Below are 16,326 nucleotides of genomic sequence, written 5' to 3' on the forward strand. Positions count from 1 at the left end.
TCCGGAGAACTTCCTGGCAGCCATCAAGCTCGCAGCGATCCGCATCTGGATTGCTGATCAATGAGTCCACACCCTAGGGCCTCACCCAGAGGGCGCAGGTTTTCGAGGTTCCAGATTTCCCGCCGATGGCGCCTCGCGCGCCCTCGGTTCTGGGAAAGCGGCGCTCTCACCCCGTCGGGTCGAACACGTCCAGCATCTCGATGGTGATGACACCCGATATGATGATCCCGCAAATGATCGTGGACAGGATGCTGGCCACGATCGTGGTGATGATCAGCTTGCGTTTCATGTGCGGATGGGCGGGCGCGCCCTCGGGCGTTCCGGGTACGACGCGGCCATCCTCCGCCTGACTGACCTCACCGATGGGCAGCACGATGAACAGGGTCAGAAACCACAGAACCGCGAATACCACGATGACGGAGGTGATGGTCATGCCTGCTCCAACTCGACCAGGGTGCCGGTGAAATCCTTGGGGTGCAGGAACAGCACGGGTTTGCCGTGGGCACCGATCTTCGGTTCACCACTGCCCAGCACCCGCGCGCCGCTGTCCCGCAATTTGTCGCGTGCGGCGAGGATGTCATCCACCTCGTAGCAGATATGGTGAATCCCGCCCGAAGGGTTCTTGTCGAGGAAACCCTGAATGGGTGACCCCTCACCCAGCGGGTGCAGCAGCTCGATCTTGGTATTGGGCAGCGTGATGAAGACCACGGTCACACCGTGATCCGGCTCATCCTGCGGCGCACCGACATCCGCGCCCAGCGTATCGCGGTATTGCGCGACGGCGGCGTCCAGGTCGGGCACTGCGATTGCAACGTGATTGAGGCGTCCGATCATATTCGTCTCCTGATGGTTTGCCTGACTTCTAGTCCAACCCGCACGCGGGGGGAAGCGGGACGCGAGGTCGCGGTCAATCCTCCTCACCCCGCCCGGCAATGCTGAGCGGGGCGGCCTCCAGTCCCTGCTGGCGGCACCAGTGCACCAGTGCCTCCTCCGCGCCATGGGTTACCCAGATGGTCTGGGCCTTCACCTCGGTCACGGTGCGGCACAGCGCGTCCCAATCGCAATGGTCCGACACGATCAACGGCAGTTCGACGCGCCGTTGCCGCGCACGGGCGCGAACCTGCATCCAGCCGGACACGCCGACCGGCAGGGCATCGGGAAGCCGGCGCGCCCAGCGATCCTGAATGGCACCGGGCGGGGCGAGGACGATCTGCCCGCGCAATTCTTCCTTCTCCACCTCCATCACCTGTTTCCACGGGCCCAGGGGCACGCCCAGCGACTCGTATAACTGAGTCAGTTTGAGCAGCGCGCCGTGCAGATAGACAGGGCGGTCATAGCCGCGCGCCCGCAGTTCCGCCATGATGCGCTGCGCCTTGCCCAGTGCGTAGACGCCCAGCACATGCGCCCGCTGCGGGAACGCGGCGAGAGAGGCGAGCAATCGGTCCAGTTCCCCTTGCAGGGGCGGATGGCGGAACACCGGCAGGCCGAACGTCGCCTCGGTCACGAACAGGTCGCATTCCACCGGCTCGAACGGGGCACAGGTCGGGTCCGCCGCGCGTTTGTAATCCCCCGAGACGACGACACGCGCGCCACCGGTTTCCAGCACGATCTGGGCGGAGCCGAGCACATGCCCCGCAGGCACGAAGCGCACAGCGACATCACCGATGCGGATGGTTTGCCCGACCGGGGCCTCCTGAAAATTCTCGAATGCCTGCTCCCCATAGCGGGTGCGGGCGATCGCGACGGTTTCGGGTGTGGCCAGCAGGGATCGTGCACCGGGGGCGCAATGATCGCCATGCCCGTGCGTGACCAGCGCACGGTCCACAGGGCGGGAGGGGTCGATGTAGAAATCCCCGGCGGGGCAATACAGCCCGTCGGGCCTGACTTGCAAGACGTCGTGCGGCTTCATCGCGCCCTCCCTTTCAGGACAGAACGATAGAGCGGCGCGGGCGCAAGGCGAGGGGGATCAGATGCCGCGGCGCAGGCGTTCGCGCAGTACGGTCTTGACCAGTTCCAGCTCGCCTCGCAGCAGGGCGACCTCAGCCAGCAATATCTCGTCCGCGCCCTTGCCGATGATGACGGGCAGCGCGGCCAGAGGAGTTTCCTCGCCCTGCTTGCGCAGAAATATCACGCTGACACCGCTGGACACGACCTCGACCGGCAGTGGATGCTCGATTTCGACATATCCCGGCATCGTCTCGACAGGTCGGGGCACGGGGCGGGCGATGACCGCGCCGTCCAGAACCAGCTCCAACGGAACGAAGCCACCCGCCTTTACCTGGGCGTGCACCACACCGTTGTCGATCCAGAAGCGGTCTTCGGTCTGCGGGGTCATGACATCCTCGATAGGGTTAGAGCGACAGGCGCGGACGGCGAGAGATGACCAGATCGCGTACCACCACCCGGTTCAGCGGGCGCGTGTTGAAGATGAGGTCGATCCAGATCTCGCGCGCCCGTGTCGGATCGAAGGCGGTATAATGGACGTCGAATTCCAGCACGTCCCCCTGATTGCGCAGATCCAGCTGCCGCACCACCTGTTCCGTATTCGGACCATGCATCAGATTGAGCCGTGCGAACACATCGCAGCGCTGTTCCAGGTCGATGGTGTAGTCCAGACGGATCAGGTCCTCACGCGCGATCTTGGCCATCTGCTCCGATGGCAGGGCCAGGGCCAGCGACATGAAACTGCCCTGAGTGTTCCAGATATCCAGGGCAAAGTCATGATGCCCCTCGTCGCGCTGTATCTGGCGCGTCACGATGCGGGGTGGGTTCATGTCGTGGTGCAGGCTGACATCTGCGGCCAGTTGCGCCCCGCTCGGCGGGCTGACATGCCCGCCGGGGTTCTGGCGTATGGCCAGGATGCTGGGACGATGCAGAATTTCCGCGTCGTCGGGCATGCCGGTGGGGCGTTGCGATCTGTTGGCCAGACGCACGCCGCCGTCCATCTCGATCTCACGCGCGATCCGGCCCAGCTTTCGCGCCTGTCGTGTCCAACGGGTGGCCAGATCGTTATGCGCTGTCATGATGCGTCTGTGGCGACGCCGCATGATGCGGGCCGCCCACTGGATGACCAGATTCCCGATGATGCCACGTCTTGGCCTGCGCACCTGCCTAGACCGGCCCGGTATTGGCGGCCCGGATGCTCTCACGCAGGGCGATCGCACGTTCCAGCAGCGCCTGTTCGCCGGGCCAGAACATTTCGAGCGCGCGCACCGTCAGGATGACCATACGGTTGTTTTCCTCGCTCATCGCGCGCCAGAACCGCCGGTCGGCCCCATCGAAGGCGGTGGCTTCGTTATCCTCGACCAGGGCATAGACGGTGTCGCCGTGCAGGCGGGTTTCGATCAGTCGGGCCTCACCCCGGTGTTCGGCCAGCAGGCCTGCGATCCGCTCGCTCTGCAAGGCGCGCTCCAGTCGCGCGGCCCGCGCGGCCAGATGGCCATCGCCGGGGATCGCCGCATCTGCGACGCTGGCAGTCATCATGACCAGCGTTTCGCTGGCATCGCCGGCGGGCAGGGGGGCCTCGACCCCCATGGCCGCGCACCCCCCCATGACGACTGCGCCCTCATGGGCCACTTGCGGATCAATGCAATAGCCCTGAGGCGCCGCGATGGTGACGGCGTTTCCGCTACGCTCCAGCACGACGCTGCGAATTTCGACCTCACTGCGTGAGATCTCGCCCCCGGCCATGCCAGCGCCCTGCTGCTCGACACACGCGCCGAGCAGCAGGATCAGCCCTGCGCACAGAGCCTTCTTGACGTCACAGATCGACATAGACATGCGTTTCCGCATTTGCTCCCGGATGGGTCACCGCGCCCTTATAGGTGGAGCCGACCTGCTGCGCATATTTCCACAGCGCCCCCGAGGCATAGTTCGTCGCGCGCGGGCCGGGCCAGTCGGCTTTGCGTTGAGCCAGTTCCTCATCGCTCAGATCGACGGAGATGGTCCCCGCCCGCGCGTTCAGCGTGATGATGTCACCGTTGCGCAGCAGCGCGATGGGGCCGCCATGGGCGGATTCCGGTCCGACATGGCCGACGCAGAACCCCCGCGTCGCGCCCGAGAATCGCCCGTCGGTGATCAGCGCGACCTTCTTGCCCATGCCCTGACCCGACAGGGCCGCCGTGGTGGACAACATCTCACGCATGCCGGGGCCGCCCGAGGGGCCTTCGTTGCGGATGACGATCACGTCGCCTTCCTCGTATTCGCGTTTCTGCACGGCTTCGAAGGCGTCTTCTTCACACTCGAAGACACGGGCAGGGCCGCTGAACTGCAATTGCTCCTCGCTCATGCCCGCGATTTTCACGATGGCCCCTTCGGGGGCGATGTTGCCGGTCAGTCCGACGACCCCGCCGGTGGAGCTTAGCGGTGTCGCGACCGGGTGGATCACCTTGCCGTCCGCCTCACGCGTGACCTTGTCGATCTCCTCACCGATGGAATAGCCGGTGGCGGTCATGCAGTCGCGATAGATCAGGCCGGCCTTGTCCAGTTCCTTGAGGATGACGGGCACGCCACCGGCCTCGTACAGATCCTTGGCGACGTATTGCCCGCCGGGCTTGAGATCGACGAAATAGGGCGTCTCGCGGAAGATGTCGGTCACGTCCTGCAAGAAGAAGTCGATCCCCGCCTCATGCGCCATCGCAGGCAGGTGCAGGCCCGCATTGGTCGAACCGCCGGTGCATGCGACGACACGCGCGGCATTGATCAGCGATTCACGCGTGACGATGTCACGGGCGCGGATGTTCTTCTCGATCAGGTTCATGACCGCGCGGCCCGAGGCCTCACCATACTGGTCGCGGCTCTCATAGGGGGCCGGCGCGCCCGAGGAATTGGGCAGCGCGAGACCGATCGCCTCGGACACGCAGGCCATGGTGTTCGCGGTGAACTGACCGCCACATGCCCCGGCGGAGGGGCAGGCGACCTGTTCCAGCTTTTCCAGCTCGCAAGTGGACAGATTGCCCGCCTGATGCTGACCGACAGCCTCGAACACGTCCTGAACGGTGACGTCCTTGCCCTCAAACCGGCCCGGCAGGATCGAGCCGCCATAGACGAAGACCGACGGCACGTTCAGACGGATCATCGCCATCATCATGCCGGGCAGGGACTTGTCGCAGCCCGCCAACCCGACGAGCGCGTCATAGCAGTGGCCGCGCATGGTCAGCTCCACGGTGTCCGCTATGGCCTCACGACTGGCGAGGGATGAGCGCATCCCCTCGTGCCCCATGGCGATACCGTCCGTCACGGTGATGGTGGTGAACTCACGCGGGGTGCCGCGGGCGACCTTGACGCCCTGCTTGACGCTTTGCGCCTGACGGTTCAGCGCGATGTTGCACGGCGCGGCCTCGTTCCAGCAGGTTGCGACGCCGACCAGCGGCTGATGGATTTCCTCCTCGCTCAACCCCATTGCATAGAGGTACGAACGGTGCGGTGCCCGCGCCGGACCCTCGGTCACATGGCGGGAGGGCAGGCGGGATTTGTCGATGGTCATGGGTGGCTCCCTCAAGGTGGCGTCGTGCGCATTGCTTGGATCAAAGGCATATTGGCGCGAGGGGCCGAGGGCAAGAGCCGTGCCTTTCCCGAACGACGGTTAACGCGGGAAACAGAGGGCGCATTGGGGCACCTGCCTTGCCGCATGGGCCGGTATATCTGTGTTCCCGACCATGAGCGGATGGCACTCCGCCCCGATTTCATACACTGCACTCCCGTCTCAGTTCGCCGCCCGACCGGTGAGCCGGAACGCAAAAGGCCCCGGCGGGGTGCCGGGGCCTGTCACATTCACTTGCTGCGAAGGATCAGTTCGGGATCGCGCCCTCGATGCCCTCGACATAGAAGTTCATGCCCAGCAGCGTGCCGTCATCGGCGGTTTCGCCTTCTTCCAGCCAGACGGAGCCGTCCTGCTTGTTGATCGGGCCGGTGAACGGGTGCAGTTCGCCGGCTGCGATCGCCTCCATCGCGGCAGTCGCCTCGGCTGCGACATCCTCGGGGATGTTCTCGTTGAACGCGCCGATGGTGGTCGTGCCCTGGTCGATGCCGTGCCATGCGTCGGCGCTCTCCCAAGTGCCGTCCATCGCTGCCTGAACGCGCTCGATATAGTAAGGGGCCCAGTTGTCGATGATCGAGGAGAGACGCGCATTGGGTCCGAACTCCATCATGTCGGAGGCCTGACCGAAGGCGTAGATGCCGGTCTCGCCTTGCTCCAGCCCGTCCCATGTCGCCTCTGCGATGGTCATGGGGGCGGTGGAGTCGGTGTGCTGCATGATGACGTCAGCGCCCTGTTCGATCAGGGCATTTGCGGCGTCGGCCTCCTTCGCGGGGTCGAACCAGGTGGAGACCCAGACGATCTTGAACTCCACATCGGGGTTCACCGATTTCGCGGCGAGGTAGGAGGCATTGATGCCGCGGATAACCTCGGGGATGGGGAAGGACGCGATGTAGCCTATCACGTTCGATTCCGTCATATGCCCGGCCAGGATGCCCTGCACGGTGCGACCCTCGTAGAATCGGCCTGAATAGGTCGAGACATTGTCGGCACGCTGATAGCCGGTCGCATGTTCGAACATCGTGTCGGGGAACTGTTCCGCCACGCGCAGGGTCGGCGTCATATAGCCGAACGAGGTGGTGAAGATCAGGTCCGTGCCATCCTGTGCCATGCGACGGATCACACGCTCGCTGTCGCCCTCGGGGACGCTCTCGATATAGGTGGTCTCCACCGCATCGCCGAACTCTTCCTCCACGGCCAGGCGACCCTGCTCATGCTGATAGGACCAGCCGAAATCGCCGATCGGGCCGACATAGATGAAGCCGACCTTCAGCGGATCCTCGGAATGGCTCTCGGCCATCACGCCCCCGGTGGCGAGGGTCAGCGCCGTGGCCAGACCCAGTGACTTGAGAAGTTTCATAGCTGTCTCCTTGTTGATATGGTCGTCCCGCCCGCCCCTCGTTCAGTTGGAGGCGTGGAACACCCGACCCAGTGAGGCCGGGGCGTTGAGGGCCGCGCGCGTGCGGTCGCCGGAAATGGCAACCAGCACCACGATCGTCGTGAGGTAAGGTGTCATCGACAGATAGGCGGAGTCGAGACGGAAATCCGGCCATGTCAGGGCCATCGCCCAGCCAAGCAGCGCCAGTGCCCCTAAAAACGCCACCCTGATCCAGCCCTGCCGCGATTTTGTGCGAAGGTTGAATGCGATCATCACGACCGTGACCAGCGCCAGCACGATTGCGGCGATGGCCAGTATGTTGAGATTCGCGGCCTGAATGTTGATTTGCAGGATCGTGACGCCCCCGAACAGCCACGCGCCGATGATGACGCGCCCCGGTTTCCAGCTGGCGAACACCACGATGGCCAAGGCGATCCAGCCGATGCCCGCTGTCATCCCCTCGGACCAGTTCGGCACGCGCACGAGGCTGAGATACGCCCCCCCCATCCCCGCACAGGCCCCGCCAAAGGCGATGGCCGCCAGACGGATCGTGATCACACGGTAGCCCAGCGCGTGCGCCGCATCGTGGTTTTCGCCCACCGCACGCAGTACCAGACCGGGGCGGGTGTGATTGAGGAACCACCAGACTGCCCCCACCAGCGCCAGCGCGAAATAGACGATCCAGTCATAGGAAAACAGCATATCACCGAGGATGGGGAAATTCGACACTTCGGGAATGTCCAACCGCGTCGTCTGCGGCGGGCGGATGCCGGTATAGGTCTGTCCCATCAGCGCCGCCAGTCCCAGCCCGAACAGCGTCAGTGCCAGTCCCGTCGCCACCTGATTGCTCAGCAATACCTGCGTCAGAAATCCGAAGATCAGCGCCAGCAGTGCCCCCGCCAGCGCTGCGACGACAAATCCCGCGACGGGCGTGCCGCTTTCCACCGCGACGATGAAGCCGACGACCGCGCCCATAATCATCATCCCCTCGACGCCCAGGTTCAGCACGCCGGACTTTTCCACCACCAGTTCCCCGGTCGAGGCGAGCACAAGCGGCGTCGCCGCGATGATCATCGTGGGCAACAGCACGCTCAGCAGATAGCTCAGCGCCGTGACCAGCGACAGATCGGCGCTCAGCCCGATAACATCCATCATTGCGCGATCCCCCGTGCGCCGAAGCGGATGCGGTAGCGCACCAGAATGTCCAGCCCCAGCAGGAAGAACAGCAACATTCCCTGAAACACGCTGATCGCCGCACGCGGCAGGTTCAGGTCAAGCTGCGCGTTCTCACCGCCGATATAGGTCAGCGCCATCACCAGCCCTGCCGCCAGAATGCCCAGCGGGTTCAGGCGGCCCAGAAAGGCGACGATGATCGCGGTAAAGCCATAGCCCTGCGGCAGCGCAGGCACCAGCTGTCCGGCGGGACCGGCGACTTCGAACAACCCCGCCAGCCCGGCCAGCGCTCCGGACAGGCCCAGGCAGATATAGACGATGGAGGACGGGCGTACGCCCGAAAACCGTGCCGCGCGCGGGGCGGAGCCCATAACCTGAATGTTGAAGCCCAGCACATGCTTGCGCAGCAGAACCCAGGCCAGCGGTACGAGGATCAGCGCGATCAGCACCCCCAGATGCACGCGGGTGTATTGCGTCAGACCGGGCATTCCCTGCAACAGCGGCAGGACGGCACTGTCGTGGAACAGGCGGCTTTCGGGGAAATTGAAACCTGCCGGATTGCGCAGCGGACCCGCGACCATCGCACGCAGCAACTGATCGGCGACATAGACCAGCATCAGGCTGACCAGAATTTCATTGGCGTTGTAGCGGACCTTCAGGAACGCCGGGATCATCGCCCAGAACGTGCCCGCGGCCATGCCAGCCAGTGCCATCAGCGGCAGCAGCCAGATCGCTGGCGTGCCATAGAACGCCAGCCCCACCGCCGCGCCCGCGATGGCCCCGACGATGAACTGCCCCTCGGCCCCGATGTTCCAGATCCCGGCACGGAATCCGAAGGACAGCCCGATCGCGATCAGCACCAGCGGCGCTGCCTTCACGAACAGCTCATCCCGGCTGTAGGGATCCAGGATCGGATCGACGAAAATGGTCCAGATCGCCTCCACCGGGTTCTTGCCCAGAATGGCGAACAGGATGCCCCCCGCGATCATCGTGGCGATCACCGCCAGAACGGGGGTGCCCCACATCATGGTGCGCGACGGGGCGAGCCGGGGTTCCAGACGGATCATGCGGCTTCTCCCCCACCCATCATGCGGCCGATTTCCTCGATGCTGATGCTGCCGGCGGGGCGGGTGGCGCTCAACCTTCCACCGGCAATGACCGCGAACTGGTCCGACATTTCCATCAACTCATCCAGATCCTGTGAAATCACCAGAACGCTGGCGCCTGTCGCGGCCAGATCGCGCAGGCTCTGCCGGATTGCGGCGGCAGCGGCGGCGTCCACGCCCCAGGTGGGCTGATTGACCACCAGAACCCGCGGCTTTTGCATCACCTCGCGGCCAATGACGAATTTTTGCAGGTTTCCGCCGGACAGGGCGCGCGCGGGCGTATCCACCCCCGGCGTGCGCACGTCGAATTGCGCGATCACCGCCCGGGCGAAGTTCGCGGCGACGTTCCATTTCAGAAAACCCTGCGTGGACAGCCGCTGACGCACACGTCCGGTCAGCATGGTGTTGTCGGTCAGGCTCATCTCGGGCGCGGCGGCATGGCCCAGCCGTTCCTCGGGCGCGCTGAGCAGTCCCAGTGAGCGGCGACGGTTAGGGCCGAGCGTGCCGATGGGCGCATTGTCGAAGCGGATCATACCCGCCTCGACCAGAGCTTCGCCCGACAGGACCGCGACCAGCTCGTCCTGACCGTTGCCCGCAACCCCGGCGATCCCGGTGACTTCGCCGGCACGAAGCGTCAGGTCGATGCCGCTCAACGTCACGCCGAACGGATCATCGGTCGGCAGGCTCAAACCCGTCAGCTTCAGTAGGGTGCGACCGGGAATCGCGCGGCGCACCGGCGGGTCCGCCAGCGTGGTGCCAATCATCATTTCGGCCAGCGAACGCGGCGTCTCATCCCGTGGCAGACAGGTCGCCACCACCTTGCCGCCGCGCAGGATCGTGGCGCGATCGCACAGCACTCTGATCTCATCCAGCTTGTGCGAGATATAGAGGATCGCCACCCCGCGTTTCGACAGCAGGCGCAGCGTGTCGAACAGGGTTTCGACCTCCTGCGGGGTCAGAACGGATGTGGGTTCGTCCATGATCAACAGGCGTGGATCCTGCAACAGGCAGCGCACGATCTCGACCCGCTGCCGCTCGCCCACGCTCAGATCACCGATCAGGCGGTCGGGGTCCAGCGGCAGGCCGTAGTCGCGGCTGACGGTGCGAATGCGATCCGACAGGGTGCGCGGTGCGACCGCCTCGTCCAGCCCCAGCGCGATGTTTTCACGCACGCTCAAGGCCTCGAACAGGCTGAAATGCTGGAAGACCATGGACACACCGGCGGCGCGCGCGTCCTTGGGCGAGGTTGGCGCATAATCCCGGCCGTGCAGCCGCATGTGGCCCGCATCGGGTTGCACCAGCCCGTAAATCATCTTGACCAGAGTCGATTTGCCGGCGCCGTTCTCACCCAGCAGCGCGTGGACTTCACCGGGGGCGATATCAAAGGCGACATCGTCATTCGCGACGACGCCCGGATAGGCCTTCCTCAGTCCTGAGATGTCCAGAAGCATATTCATGCTCTCGATTCGGTAAGCTGCGTTACGTTATTTCGCAACTGCAAAAGTTCTGACGCAAGTCCAATCGCGATCTGGGCAGGTTCTTTTCCAAGGGACTTGTCGCCTATAGGGCAATTTAGACGGGCGATTGTGGCAGGGGCATGGCCGAGTTCACGCAACCGTTTCGCAAACCGCGCGGCCTTGGTCGCCGATCCGATCAGCCCCAGATGCGTGTGCGGGCGCAGCAAGACCCGGTGACAGATTTCCAGATCCAGCGCGTGCGAATAGGTCAGCACGATATGGATCGCGTCGAGCGGGGCGCGGCCCACCGCGTCCGCCGGGTTCGCGGCCATCAGCGGGGCCGCGTGATGGGGAATGTCTTCGGGAAATCTGGCGGCGGCATCATCGACCCAGGTGATGGCGAAGGGCAACCCGGTGAACACCCGCACCACCGCACGCCCGACATGGCCTGCGCCGTACAGCCAAAGGGATGTTTGTGCAGGGGCGATCCGCTCGACTATCCAGCGATCCTGCATCACGGGAACCTCGCGCCCCTCTCGCAACGCCTGCACGGCGCGGGCGACGGGGAAAGGCATCTGTGCCGCGCCATCGAGAGCACGTGCGAACACCGCGCCTGAGGGTTCGGCGGGCAAGGTATCGGGGGTGAACCGTTCAAAAACCAGATCGACGTGACCGCCGCAACACTGCCCCAGTGCAGGGCCCAGCGGCACGGCGCGCAGGGCGGTCGCGCGCCCACCCTTCAACATGCGGCGCGCCTGCGTCACCGCCTCGAATTCCAGTGTGCCGCCGCCGATGGTGCCGTGCTGACCCGTCGGTGTGACCAACATTGCGGTGCCCGCCTCTCGTGGGACCGATCCGCGATGCCGGGCGACCAGCACCCGCACCAGGGGTCCGCCGACACAGGCCGTGCGCAGCGCCTCAATGTCGAACCCGCTCATGAGGCCGCCGCCGCAATCCGCCCGGTATGCGCGCCCGCCGTCACCAACCTGACCCGCGTGAGGTTTCTATTGCGTTCAGCAGGCGTTCGGCTGTGGCTGGCGCGTCGAGCAGTACGTCCGAGCCTGCGGCCCGAACCGCGTCTTGCAAGGCCATCAGGGCCGAGATTCCCAACATCAAAGGCGGTTCGCCCACGGCCTTGGACCTGTGGATCGTGGCCTCGACGTTCTCATTTTCATAAAGGGCGACGTTGAAAACCTGTGGTCGATCCGCGCAGCCCGGAATCTTGTAGGTTGAGGGTGCATGAGTGGCCAGCCTGCCGCCCATGGTCGCGGGGCCCGGCGGAGTCCAGACCAGTTCCTCCGTCGTCAACCATCCCGCGCCCTGCACATAACCGCCCTCGATCTGGCCGATGTCCAGCGCGGGGTTCAGCGACTTGCCGCAATCGTGCAGGATATCCGTGCGCAGGATGCGGTTTTCCCCGGTCAGGGTGTCCAGCGCCACCTCCGTCACCGCCGCACCATAGGCGAAGTAGTAGAACGGCCGCCGGGGCCCGCTGCGCTGCATGCGGTCCCAGGCCAGCTTTGGCGTGGCGTAATAGCCGGTCGAGCTGAGCGAGATTCGCGCGACGTAGCAGGCCTGAACTGCCGCCCAGAACGGAATCGAATGTGTCCCGTCGCTCACCTGATCAGCGGCGAAGACCAGATCGTCAGGCGCGCAGTCGAAGGCATGTTCGCGGATCACTGGATGCCCGTCCCGGTCGATGATGCCTTTGCCTTCCTCGTCTCGGTCGTGCCACAGAACCTTGGCCGTGCACAGGTGTTGCGCCATGCGATCCCGGATCGTTTCGCAGGCCGCCTTGACCGCCATGCCGTTCATATCCGAACCGCTGGACGCCGCGGTGGCGGAGGTGTTGGGCACCTTCGCGGTGTCCGTCGCCGTGATCTTCACATGCGTGGCATCCACGCCGAACGCATCGGCGGCAACGGCGGCGACCTTGGTGAACAGGCCCTGGCCCATTTCCGTGCCACCGTGGTTCAACCGGATCGAGCCGTCAGTATAGACATTGACCAACGCGCCCGCCTGATTGAGCTGGGTCAGCGTGAACGAAATGCCGAACTTCACAGGGGTCAGTGCGATGCCGCGCTTGATGACCGGGCTGGTCGCGTTGAACTCGGCGATCTGCGCGCGGCGGGCGGAATAGTCGCTGGTTTCGGTCAACTGATCGACGATGCCGTGAATGACGTTATCCTCGACCTGCATTCCGTAGGGGGTGGTCTGACCGGTATTGCCCGGCGCATAGAAATTCGCGCGGCGCACCTCCAGCGGATCGCGGTCCAGATGGGCGGCGATATGCTCGATCACCCGTTCGATCCCCACTATGCCCTGCGGCCCGCCGAAGCCGCGAAATGCCGTGTTGGAACAGGTATGCGTCAGCAGCCGGGTCGATCTGATGCGCGCGGCGGGCAGGTCATAGGCGTTGTCCGCGTGCAGCATCGCGCGGTCGGCGACCGGCAGGCTGAGGTCGGCGGACCAGCCGCAGCGCACATATTGGTCAAAGATGACAGCCGCGATCCGGCCCGTGTCGTCGAACCCGACGTCGTAGTCGATGCGGATCTCGTGCCGTTTGCCGGTGATGGTCATGTCGTCGTCGCGGTCATAGCGCATCTTGACCGCGCGCCCGGTCCGCTGCGCGACCAGGGCGCAGGCGACGGCCAGTGCGTTGCCCTGCGATTCCTTGCCACCGAAGCCGCCGCCCATTCGGCGCACCTGTACCGTCACCTCGGCGAAGGGGACGTCCAGCGCCTGTGCGACCTTGTGCTGGATTTCGCTCGGATGTTGGGTGGAGGCATGGACGAGCATCTCATCCCCGTCGCCGGGGACCGCCATGGCGGCCTGACCCTCCAGATAGAAATGTTCCTGACCGCCGACCTCGATCCGGCCCTGCGCGCGGTGCGGGGCGGTGCCCAGTGCGTCGTCGGGGCTGCCTTTCTCCCACTCCAGCGGGTCCTCCAGCAGACGCCCTGCCGCAAGCGCCTGATCTATCGTCAGGATCGGTTCCCGTTCCTCGAACGTGACCTTGGCGGCGCGGGCGGCGTGGCGGGCCTGCAAATGCGTATCCGCAGCAACGACGAACAGCGGCTGGCCGTGGAACTGTACCTCGCCCGTGCACAGCAGGGGTTCCGGCGCGGGCGAGGGGGAGACATCGGGCATCCGCGCGAAATCATCCGGCCCCAGAACCAGCCGCACGCCGGGCATGGCGCGAACCGGCGCCAGATCGAGCGACGTGACCACCCCATGAGCGACCGCCGCAAGGCCAAAGGCCAGATGCAGCGTTCCGGCAGGTGCGGGAATGTCATCGGTATAGCGGGCGGCCCCGGTGACGTGCAGGGGTCCTGAATCGTGCGGTTTGGGCTGGTGAACGCTCGCCATCACGCGACCCCCGTTTCGGATTTCGGACCCACGAGGCGCGTCGGCACCCCCTCCACCCGCTCCAGCCAATAGCGCCGGATCATGTTGCGTGCCGCCTGCATCCTGTAGGCCGCGCTGGCCCGCATGTCGCTGAGGGGTTGGAAATCCTGGGTCAATGCGTTCTGAGCCTCCCGCACCGCATCCTCATCCAGCGCGCGCCCGGTCAGGGCTGCCTCCGCCGCGCTGGCCCGTTTCGGCGTACCTGCCATACCACCGAAGGCGATGCGCGCCTCGTCCACAACACCTCCATCCATGTGCAGCGCAAAACAACCGCACACTGCGGAAATATCCTGATCGAACCGCTTGCTCAGCTTGTAGCAGGCCAGCGTATCCTCCTGATCGGGCACGAAGATACTCTCGACGAACTCACCCGGCATCCGGTCCTGCTTGCCGTATTCGAGGAAGAAGTCTTCGAGCGGCATCCGCCTGCGATCCTCACCGTGGCGCAGCGTCAGCTCTGCCCCCAGCGCGATCAGCGCGGGCGGACCGTCCCCGATGGGGGAGCCATTGGCGATGTTGCCGCCGATGGTCGCGGCATTGCGCACCTGAACCGAGCCATAGCGGCGGATCAACTCGGCAAAGTCGGGATGGCGGTCGGCCATCGCGCCACGCAGCCTGCTGAGCGTGACGCCCGCCCCGATACGCAGACCGCCCTGCACACGCTCGATGCGGGCCAGATCGACGGCGCGGTGGGTGAAGATCACCGGACCGACCGGGCGGAACTGTTTCGTCACCCACAGGCCCACATCGGTGGCACCGGCCACGATTGTGGCGTTGGGATGCGCGGCATAGATCGCAGCCAGTGACGCGGTGGAGCCCGGCAGATACAGGCCCTCGCCGCTCATGTCCCCCGATTGCGCCAGCGCCTCCAGCGTGGCGCGTTCGTCGATCTCCCACGCTGGAACGGGGCGGGAGGCCGCGCGCTGGGCCGCGCGAACAATCGGGGCATATCCGGTGCAGCGGCATAGATTTCCGGCCAAGACATCGTCGTGATCGACCCGCCCGGTTCGGTGTGCGGTGTACATCGACATCACGAAACCGGGGGTGCAGAACCCGCATTGCGATCCGTGCTCCGCGACCATGGCGTCCTGAACCGGGTGCAATTCACCGTCAGGCGCGGCGATCCCCTCAACCGTTCGCACGGCCTTCCCGGCAAGTTGCGGCAGGAACAGGATGCAGGCGTTCAGGGCCTGATGTGTCACACCCGTGTCATCCAGCGTGCTGACGGTCACGGTACAGGCGCCGCAATCGCCCTCGTTGCAGCCTTCCTTGGTGCCGGTCAGGCCCCGCGTTTCGCGCAGCCAATCGAGCAGGGTGACCGTGGGCGCGGCCCCCTCGACCGTGACGATCTCTCCGTTGAGCATGAACCGGATCATAGCAAAGCTTTCCTCTAACCGTCGAAGCTGCCTTCAACGGTTTTTATCAAACGGTAAAATCACAGGGGCCGCAAGCCGCCCGCGACAGACCTGCCAGCATCCGCACCCTACAAAAGGCCGTCAAAGAGGATCGTAGCCCAGCGCCCGCATGATGCCATCGTCCAGTTGCAGGCGGAATTCGCGCAGATCGCGGCCCGGCAGACGGCGCAGGGCGGGCTCCCAGTTCGGCACCTCGATCCTGGCAAAGCCGGGCTTCGTGTCCTCCTTACGCATCATGTGGGGGGTCAGCGCGGCCTCGGCAGTCTCTCGCAGATTGGCGGCCTGCAACAGCACCACCTCACGATCCGTATCGGCGAGCTTTAGCAGCGCGCGTGCCTTGGCCGTCCACAATGCCAGGGGCAGGCGCGGTTCCTCATCGCCCAACCCGTCCCGCCGGTGGATCGGAAAGGGCTGTGCCAACCAGTCGGGCAGGGGCATCTGCTTGGTCGCGGCACCCGGTGTGCGCGGCCTGGCGTTCAACGCGGCGGCGAAGGCGGCGGGATGCATCGTCACACCCACGAACAATGTGTCCGCCGCATGGGCCGCAGATTGGATGATGTCCGGCGAGGGGGCCGTCGCGCTCCACCCGAAATCGGAATACAGGATCCGGTCATGCTCGGTATCCAGCATGTGGTTGTGCAGCGCGGCCCGCTCCCGCGGGGGGACGGATTTGAGGATGGAGCGAAGGCTCGCGCGGTCCAGTTCGGGTGCGCCGCGCATTTCGGTGACGTGCCATGCCTTGCGGATATCACGCCCCAGTTCTGCAGCGCCGCAATTCCGCTCGGCAAAAATCTTCACGAACAGTGCATTCACCCGGCAAACGCCCTTTCATTCGGTTCCCAACGATACCTAA

Annotated in this window: 15 protein-coding genes; all 15 read right to left on the reverse strand. The window is 65.0% G+C overall.

The annotated features are described in order from the left end of the window. Window positions 1-166 precede the first annotated feature (166 nt). Window positions 167-433 (reverse strand): DUF1467 family protein, encoded by a 267-nt coding sequence (locus H1S03_RS07265; protein WP_185803835.1) that lies wholly within the window; start codon window positions 431-433, stop codon window positions 167-169. After that, on the reverse strand, window positions 430-834 hold the full coding sequence (mce, locus tag H1S03_RS07270) for a methylmalonyl-CoA epimerase (protein WP_185803836.1): 405 nt from the start codon (window positions 832-834) through the stop codon (window positions 430-432). The genes H1S03_RS07265 and mce overlap by 4 nt, the downstream gene beginning before the upstream one ends. A gap of 73 nt (window positions 835-907) precedes the next feature. Next, window positions 908-1,909, reverse strand: coding sequence for a ligase-associated DNA damage response exonuclease (locus H1S03_RS07275; RefSeq protein WP_185803837.1), 1,002 nt, complete (start codon window positions 1,907-1,909; stop codon window positions 908-910). A gap of 57 nt (window positions 1,910-1,966) precedes the next feature. After that, on the reverse strand, window positions 1,967-2,335 hold the full coding sequence (locus H1S03_RS07280; RefSeq protein WP_185803838.1) for a hypothetical protein: 369 nt from the start codon (window positions 2,333-2,335) through the stop codon (window positions 1,967-1,969). 16 nt (window positions 2,336-2,351) lie between these two features. Beyond that, the gene (locus tag H1S03_RS07285; protein WP_347339214.1) at window positions 2,352-3,164 is read right to left on the reverse strand and encodes a DUF6478 family protein; all 813 of its coding nucleotides are present in this window, start codon (window positions 3,162-3,164) and stop codon (window positions 2,352-2,354) included. Then, the gene (locus H1S03_RS07290; RefSeq protein ID WP_185803840.1) at window positions 3,112-3,774 is read right to left on the reverse strand and encodes a hypothetical protein; all 663 of its coding nucleotides are present in this window, start codon (window positions 3,772-3,774) and stop codon (window positions 3,112-3,114) included. Before H1S03_RS07290 ends, H1S03_RS07285 begins: the two co-directional genes overlap by 53 nt. After that, the gene (gene ilvD, locus H1S03_RS07295; protein WP_166189927.1) at window positions 3,761-5,485 is read right to left on the reverse strand and encodes a dihydroxy-acid dehydratase; all 1,725 of its coding nucleotides are present in this window, start codon (window positions 5,483-5,485) and stop codon (window positions 3,761-3,763) included. The genes H1S03_RS07290 and ilvD overlap by 14 nt, the downstream gene beginning before the upstream one ends. 304 nt (window positions 5,486-5,789) lie before the next feature. Further along, the gene (locus H1S03_RS07300) at window positions 5,790-6,896 is read right to left on the reverse strand and encodes a BMP family ABC transporter substrate-binding protein (RefSeq protein WP_185803841.1); all 1,107 of its coding nucleotides are present in this window, start codon (window positions 6,894-6,896) and stop codon (window positions 5,790-5,792) included. Window positions 6,897-6,938: 42 nt separating this feature from the next. Continuing rightward, window positions 6,939-7,988: an ABC transporter permease gene (locus H1S03_RS07305; protein ID WP_185804030.1), complete on the reverse strand. Its 1,050-nt coding sequence runs from the start codon at window positions 7,986-7,988 to the stop codon at window positions 6,939-6,941. Window positions 7,989-8,065: 77 nt separating this feature from the next. Beyond that, on the reverse strand, window positions 8,066-9,154 hold the full coding sequence (locus H1S03_RS07310; RefSeq protein WP_185803842.1) for an ABC transporter permease: 1,089 nt from the start codon (window positions 9,152-9,154) through the stop codon (window positions 8,066-8,068). After that, entirely contained in the window at window positions 9,151-10,650 is a 1,500-nt protein-coding gene (locus H1S03_RS07315; RefSeq protein ID WP_166189933.1) for an ABC transporter ATP-binding protein, read from the reverse strand. Before H1S03_RS07315 ends, H1S03_RS07310 begins: the two co-directional genes overlap by 4 nt. Further along, entirely contained in the window at window positions 10,647-11,588 is a 942-nt protein-coding gene (xdhC, locus tag H1S03_RS07320; protein ID WP_185803843.1) for a xanthine dehydrogenase accessory protein XdhC, read from the reverse strand. The genes H1S03_RS07315 and xdhC overlap by 4 nt, the downstream gene beginning before the upstream one ends. Window positions 11,589-11,628: 40 nt before the next feature. Continuing rightward, a complete protein-coding gene (locus H1S03_RS07325) occupies window positions 11,629-14,019 on the reverse strand; it encodes a xanthine dehydrogenase molybdopterin binding subunit (RefSeq protein ID WP_185803844.1) in 2,391 nt (796 codons plus the stop codon). Further along, on the reverse strand, window positions 14,019-15,434 hold the full coding sequence (gene xdhA, locus H1S03_RS07330; protein ID WP_185803845.1) for a xanthine dehydrogenase small subunit: 1,416 nt from the start codon (window positions 15,432-15,434) through the stop codon (window positions 14,019-14,021). The genes H1S03_RS07325 and xdhA overlap by 1 nt, the downstream gene beginning before the upstream one ends. A 120-nt stretch (window positions 15,435-15,554) precedes the next feature. After that, complete coding sequence (locus tag H1S03_RS07335) at window positions 15,555-16,286, reverse strand: hypothetical protein (RefSeq protein ID WP_185803846.1); 732 nt, start codon at window positions 16,284-16,286, stop codon at window positions 15,555-15,557. Window positions 16,287-16,326: the final 40 nt, after the last annotated feature.

The sequence above is a fragment of the Pontivivens nitratireducens genome, assembly GCF_014235845.1.
Lineage (GTDB): Bacteria > Pseudomonadota > Alphaproteobacteria > Rhodobacterales > Rhodobacteraceae > Pontivivens > Pontivivens nitratireducens.

What these genes read in the sequence shown, in the direction of transcription:
- H1S03_RS07315 (WP_166189933.1), bottom strand. Translation starts at nt 10,650, where the DNA reads ATGAATATGCTTCTGGACATCTCAGGACTGAGGAAGGCCTATCCGGGC.
- H1S03_RS07265 (WP_185803835.1), bottom strand. Translation starts at nt 433, where the DNA reads ATGACCATCACCTCCGTCATCGTGGTATTCGCGGTTCTGTGGTTTCTG.
- xdhA (WP_185803845.1), bottom strand. Translation starts at nt 15,434, where the DNA reads ATGATCCGGTTCATGCTCAACGGAGAGATCGTCACGGTCGAGGGGGCC.
- mce (WP_185803836.1), bottom strand. Translation starts at nt 834, where the DNA reads ATGATCGGACGCCTCAATCACGTTGCAATCGCAGTGCCCGACCTGGAC.
- H1S03_RS07305 (WP_185804030.1), bottom strand. Translation starts at nt 7,988, where the DNA reads ATGATCATCGCGGCGACGCCGCTTGTGCTCGCCTCGACCGGGGAACTG.
- H1S03_RS07300 (WP_185803841.1), bottom strand. Translation starts at nt 6,896, where the DNA reads ATGAAACTTCTCAAGTCACTGGGTCTGGCCACGGCGCTGACCCTCGCC.
- H1S03_RS07310 (WP_185803842.1), bottom strand. Translation starts at nt 9,154, where the DNA reads ATGATCCGTCTGGAACCCCGGCTCGCCCCGTCGCGCACCATGATGTGG.
- ilvD (WP_166189927.1), bottom strand. Translation starts at nt 5,485, where the DNA reads ATGACCATCGACAAATCCCGCCTGCCCTCCCGCCATGTGACCGAGGGT.
- H1S03_RS07275 (WP_185803837.1), bottom strand. Translation starts at nt 1,909, where the DNA reads ATGAAGCCGCACGACGTCTTGCAAGTCAGGCCCGACGGGCTGTATTGC.
- H1S03_RS07325 (WP_185803844.1), bottom strand. Translation starts at nt 14,019, where the DNA reads ATGGCGAGCGTTCACCAGCCCAAACCGCACGATTCAGGACCCCTGCAC.
- H1S03_RS07280 (WP_185803838.1), bottom strand. Translation starts at nt 2,335, where the DNA reads ATGACCCCGCAGACCGAAGACCGCTTCTGGATCGACAACGGTGTGGTG.
- xdhC (WP_185803843.1), bottom strand. Translation starts at nt 11,588, where the DNA reads ATGAGCGGGTTCGACATTGAGGCGCTGCGCACGGCCTGTGTCGGCGGA.
- H1S03_RS07290 (WP_185803840.1), bottom strand. Translation starts at nt 3,774, where the DNA reads ATGTCGATCTGTGACGTCAAGAAGGCTCTGTGCGCAGGGCTGATCCTG.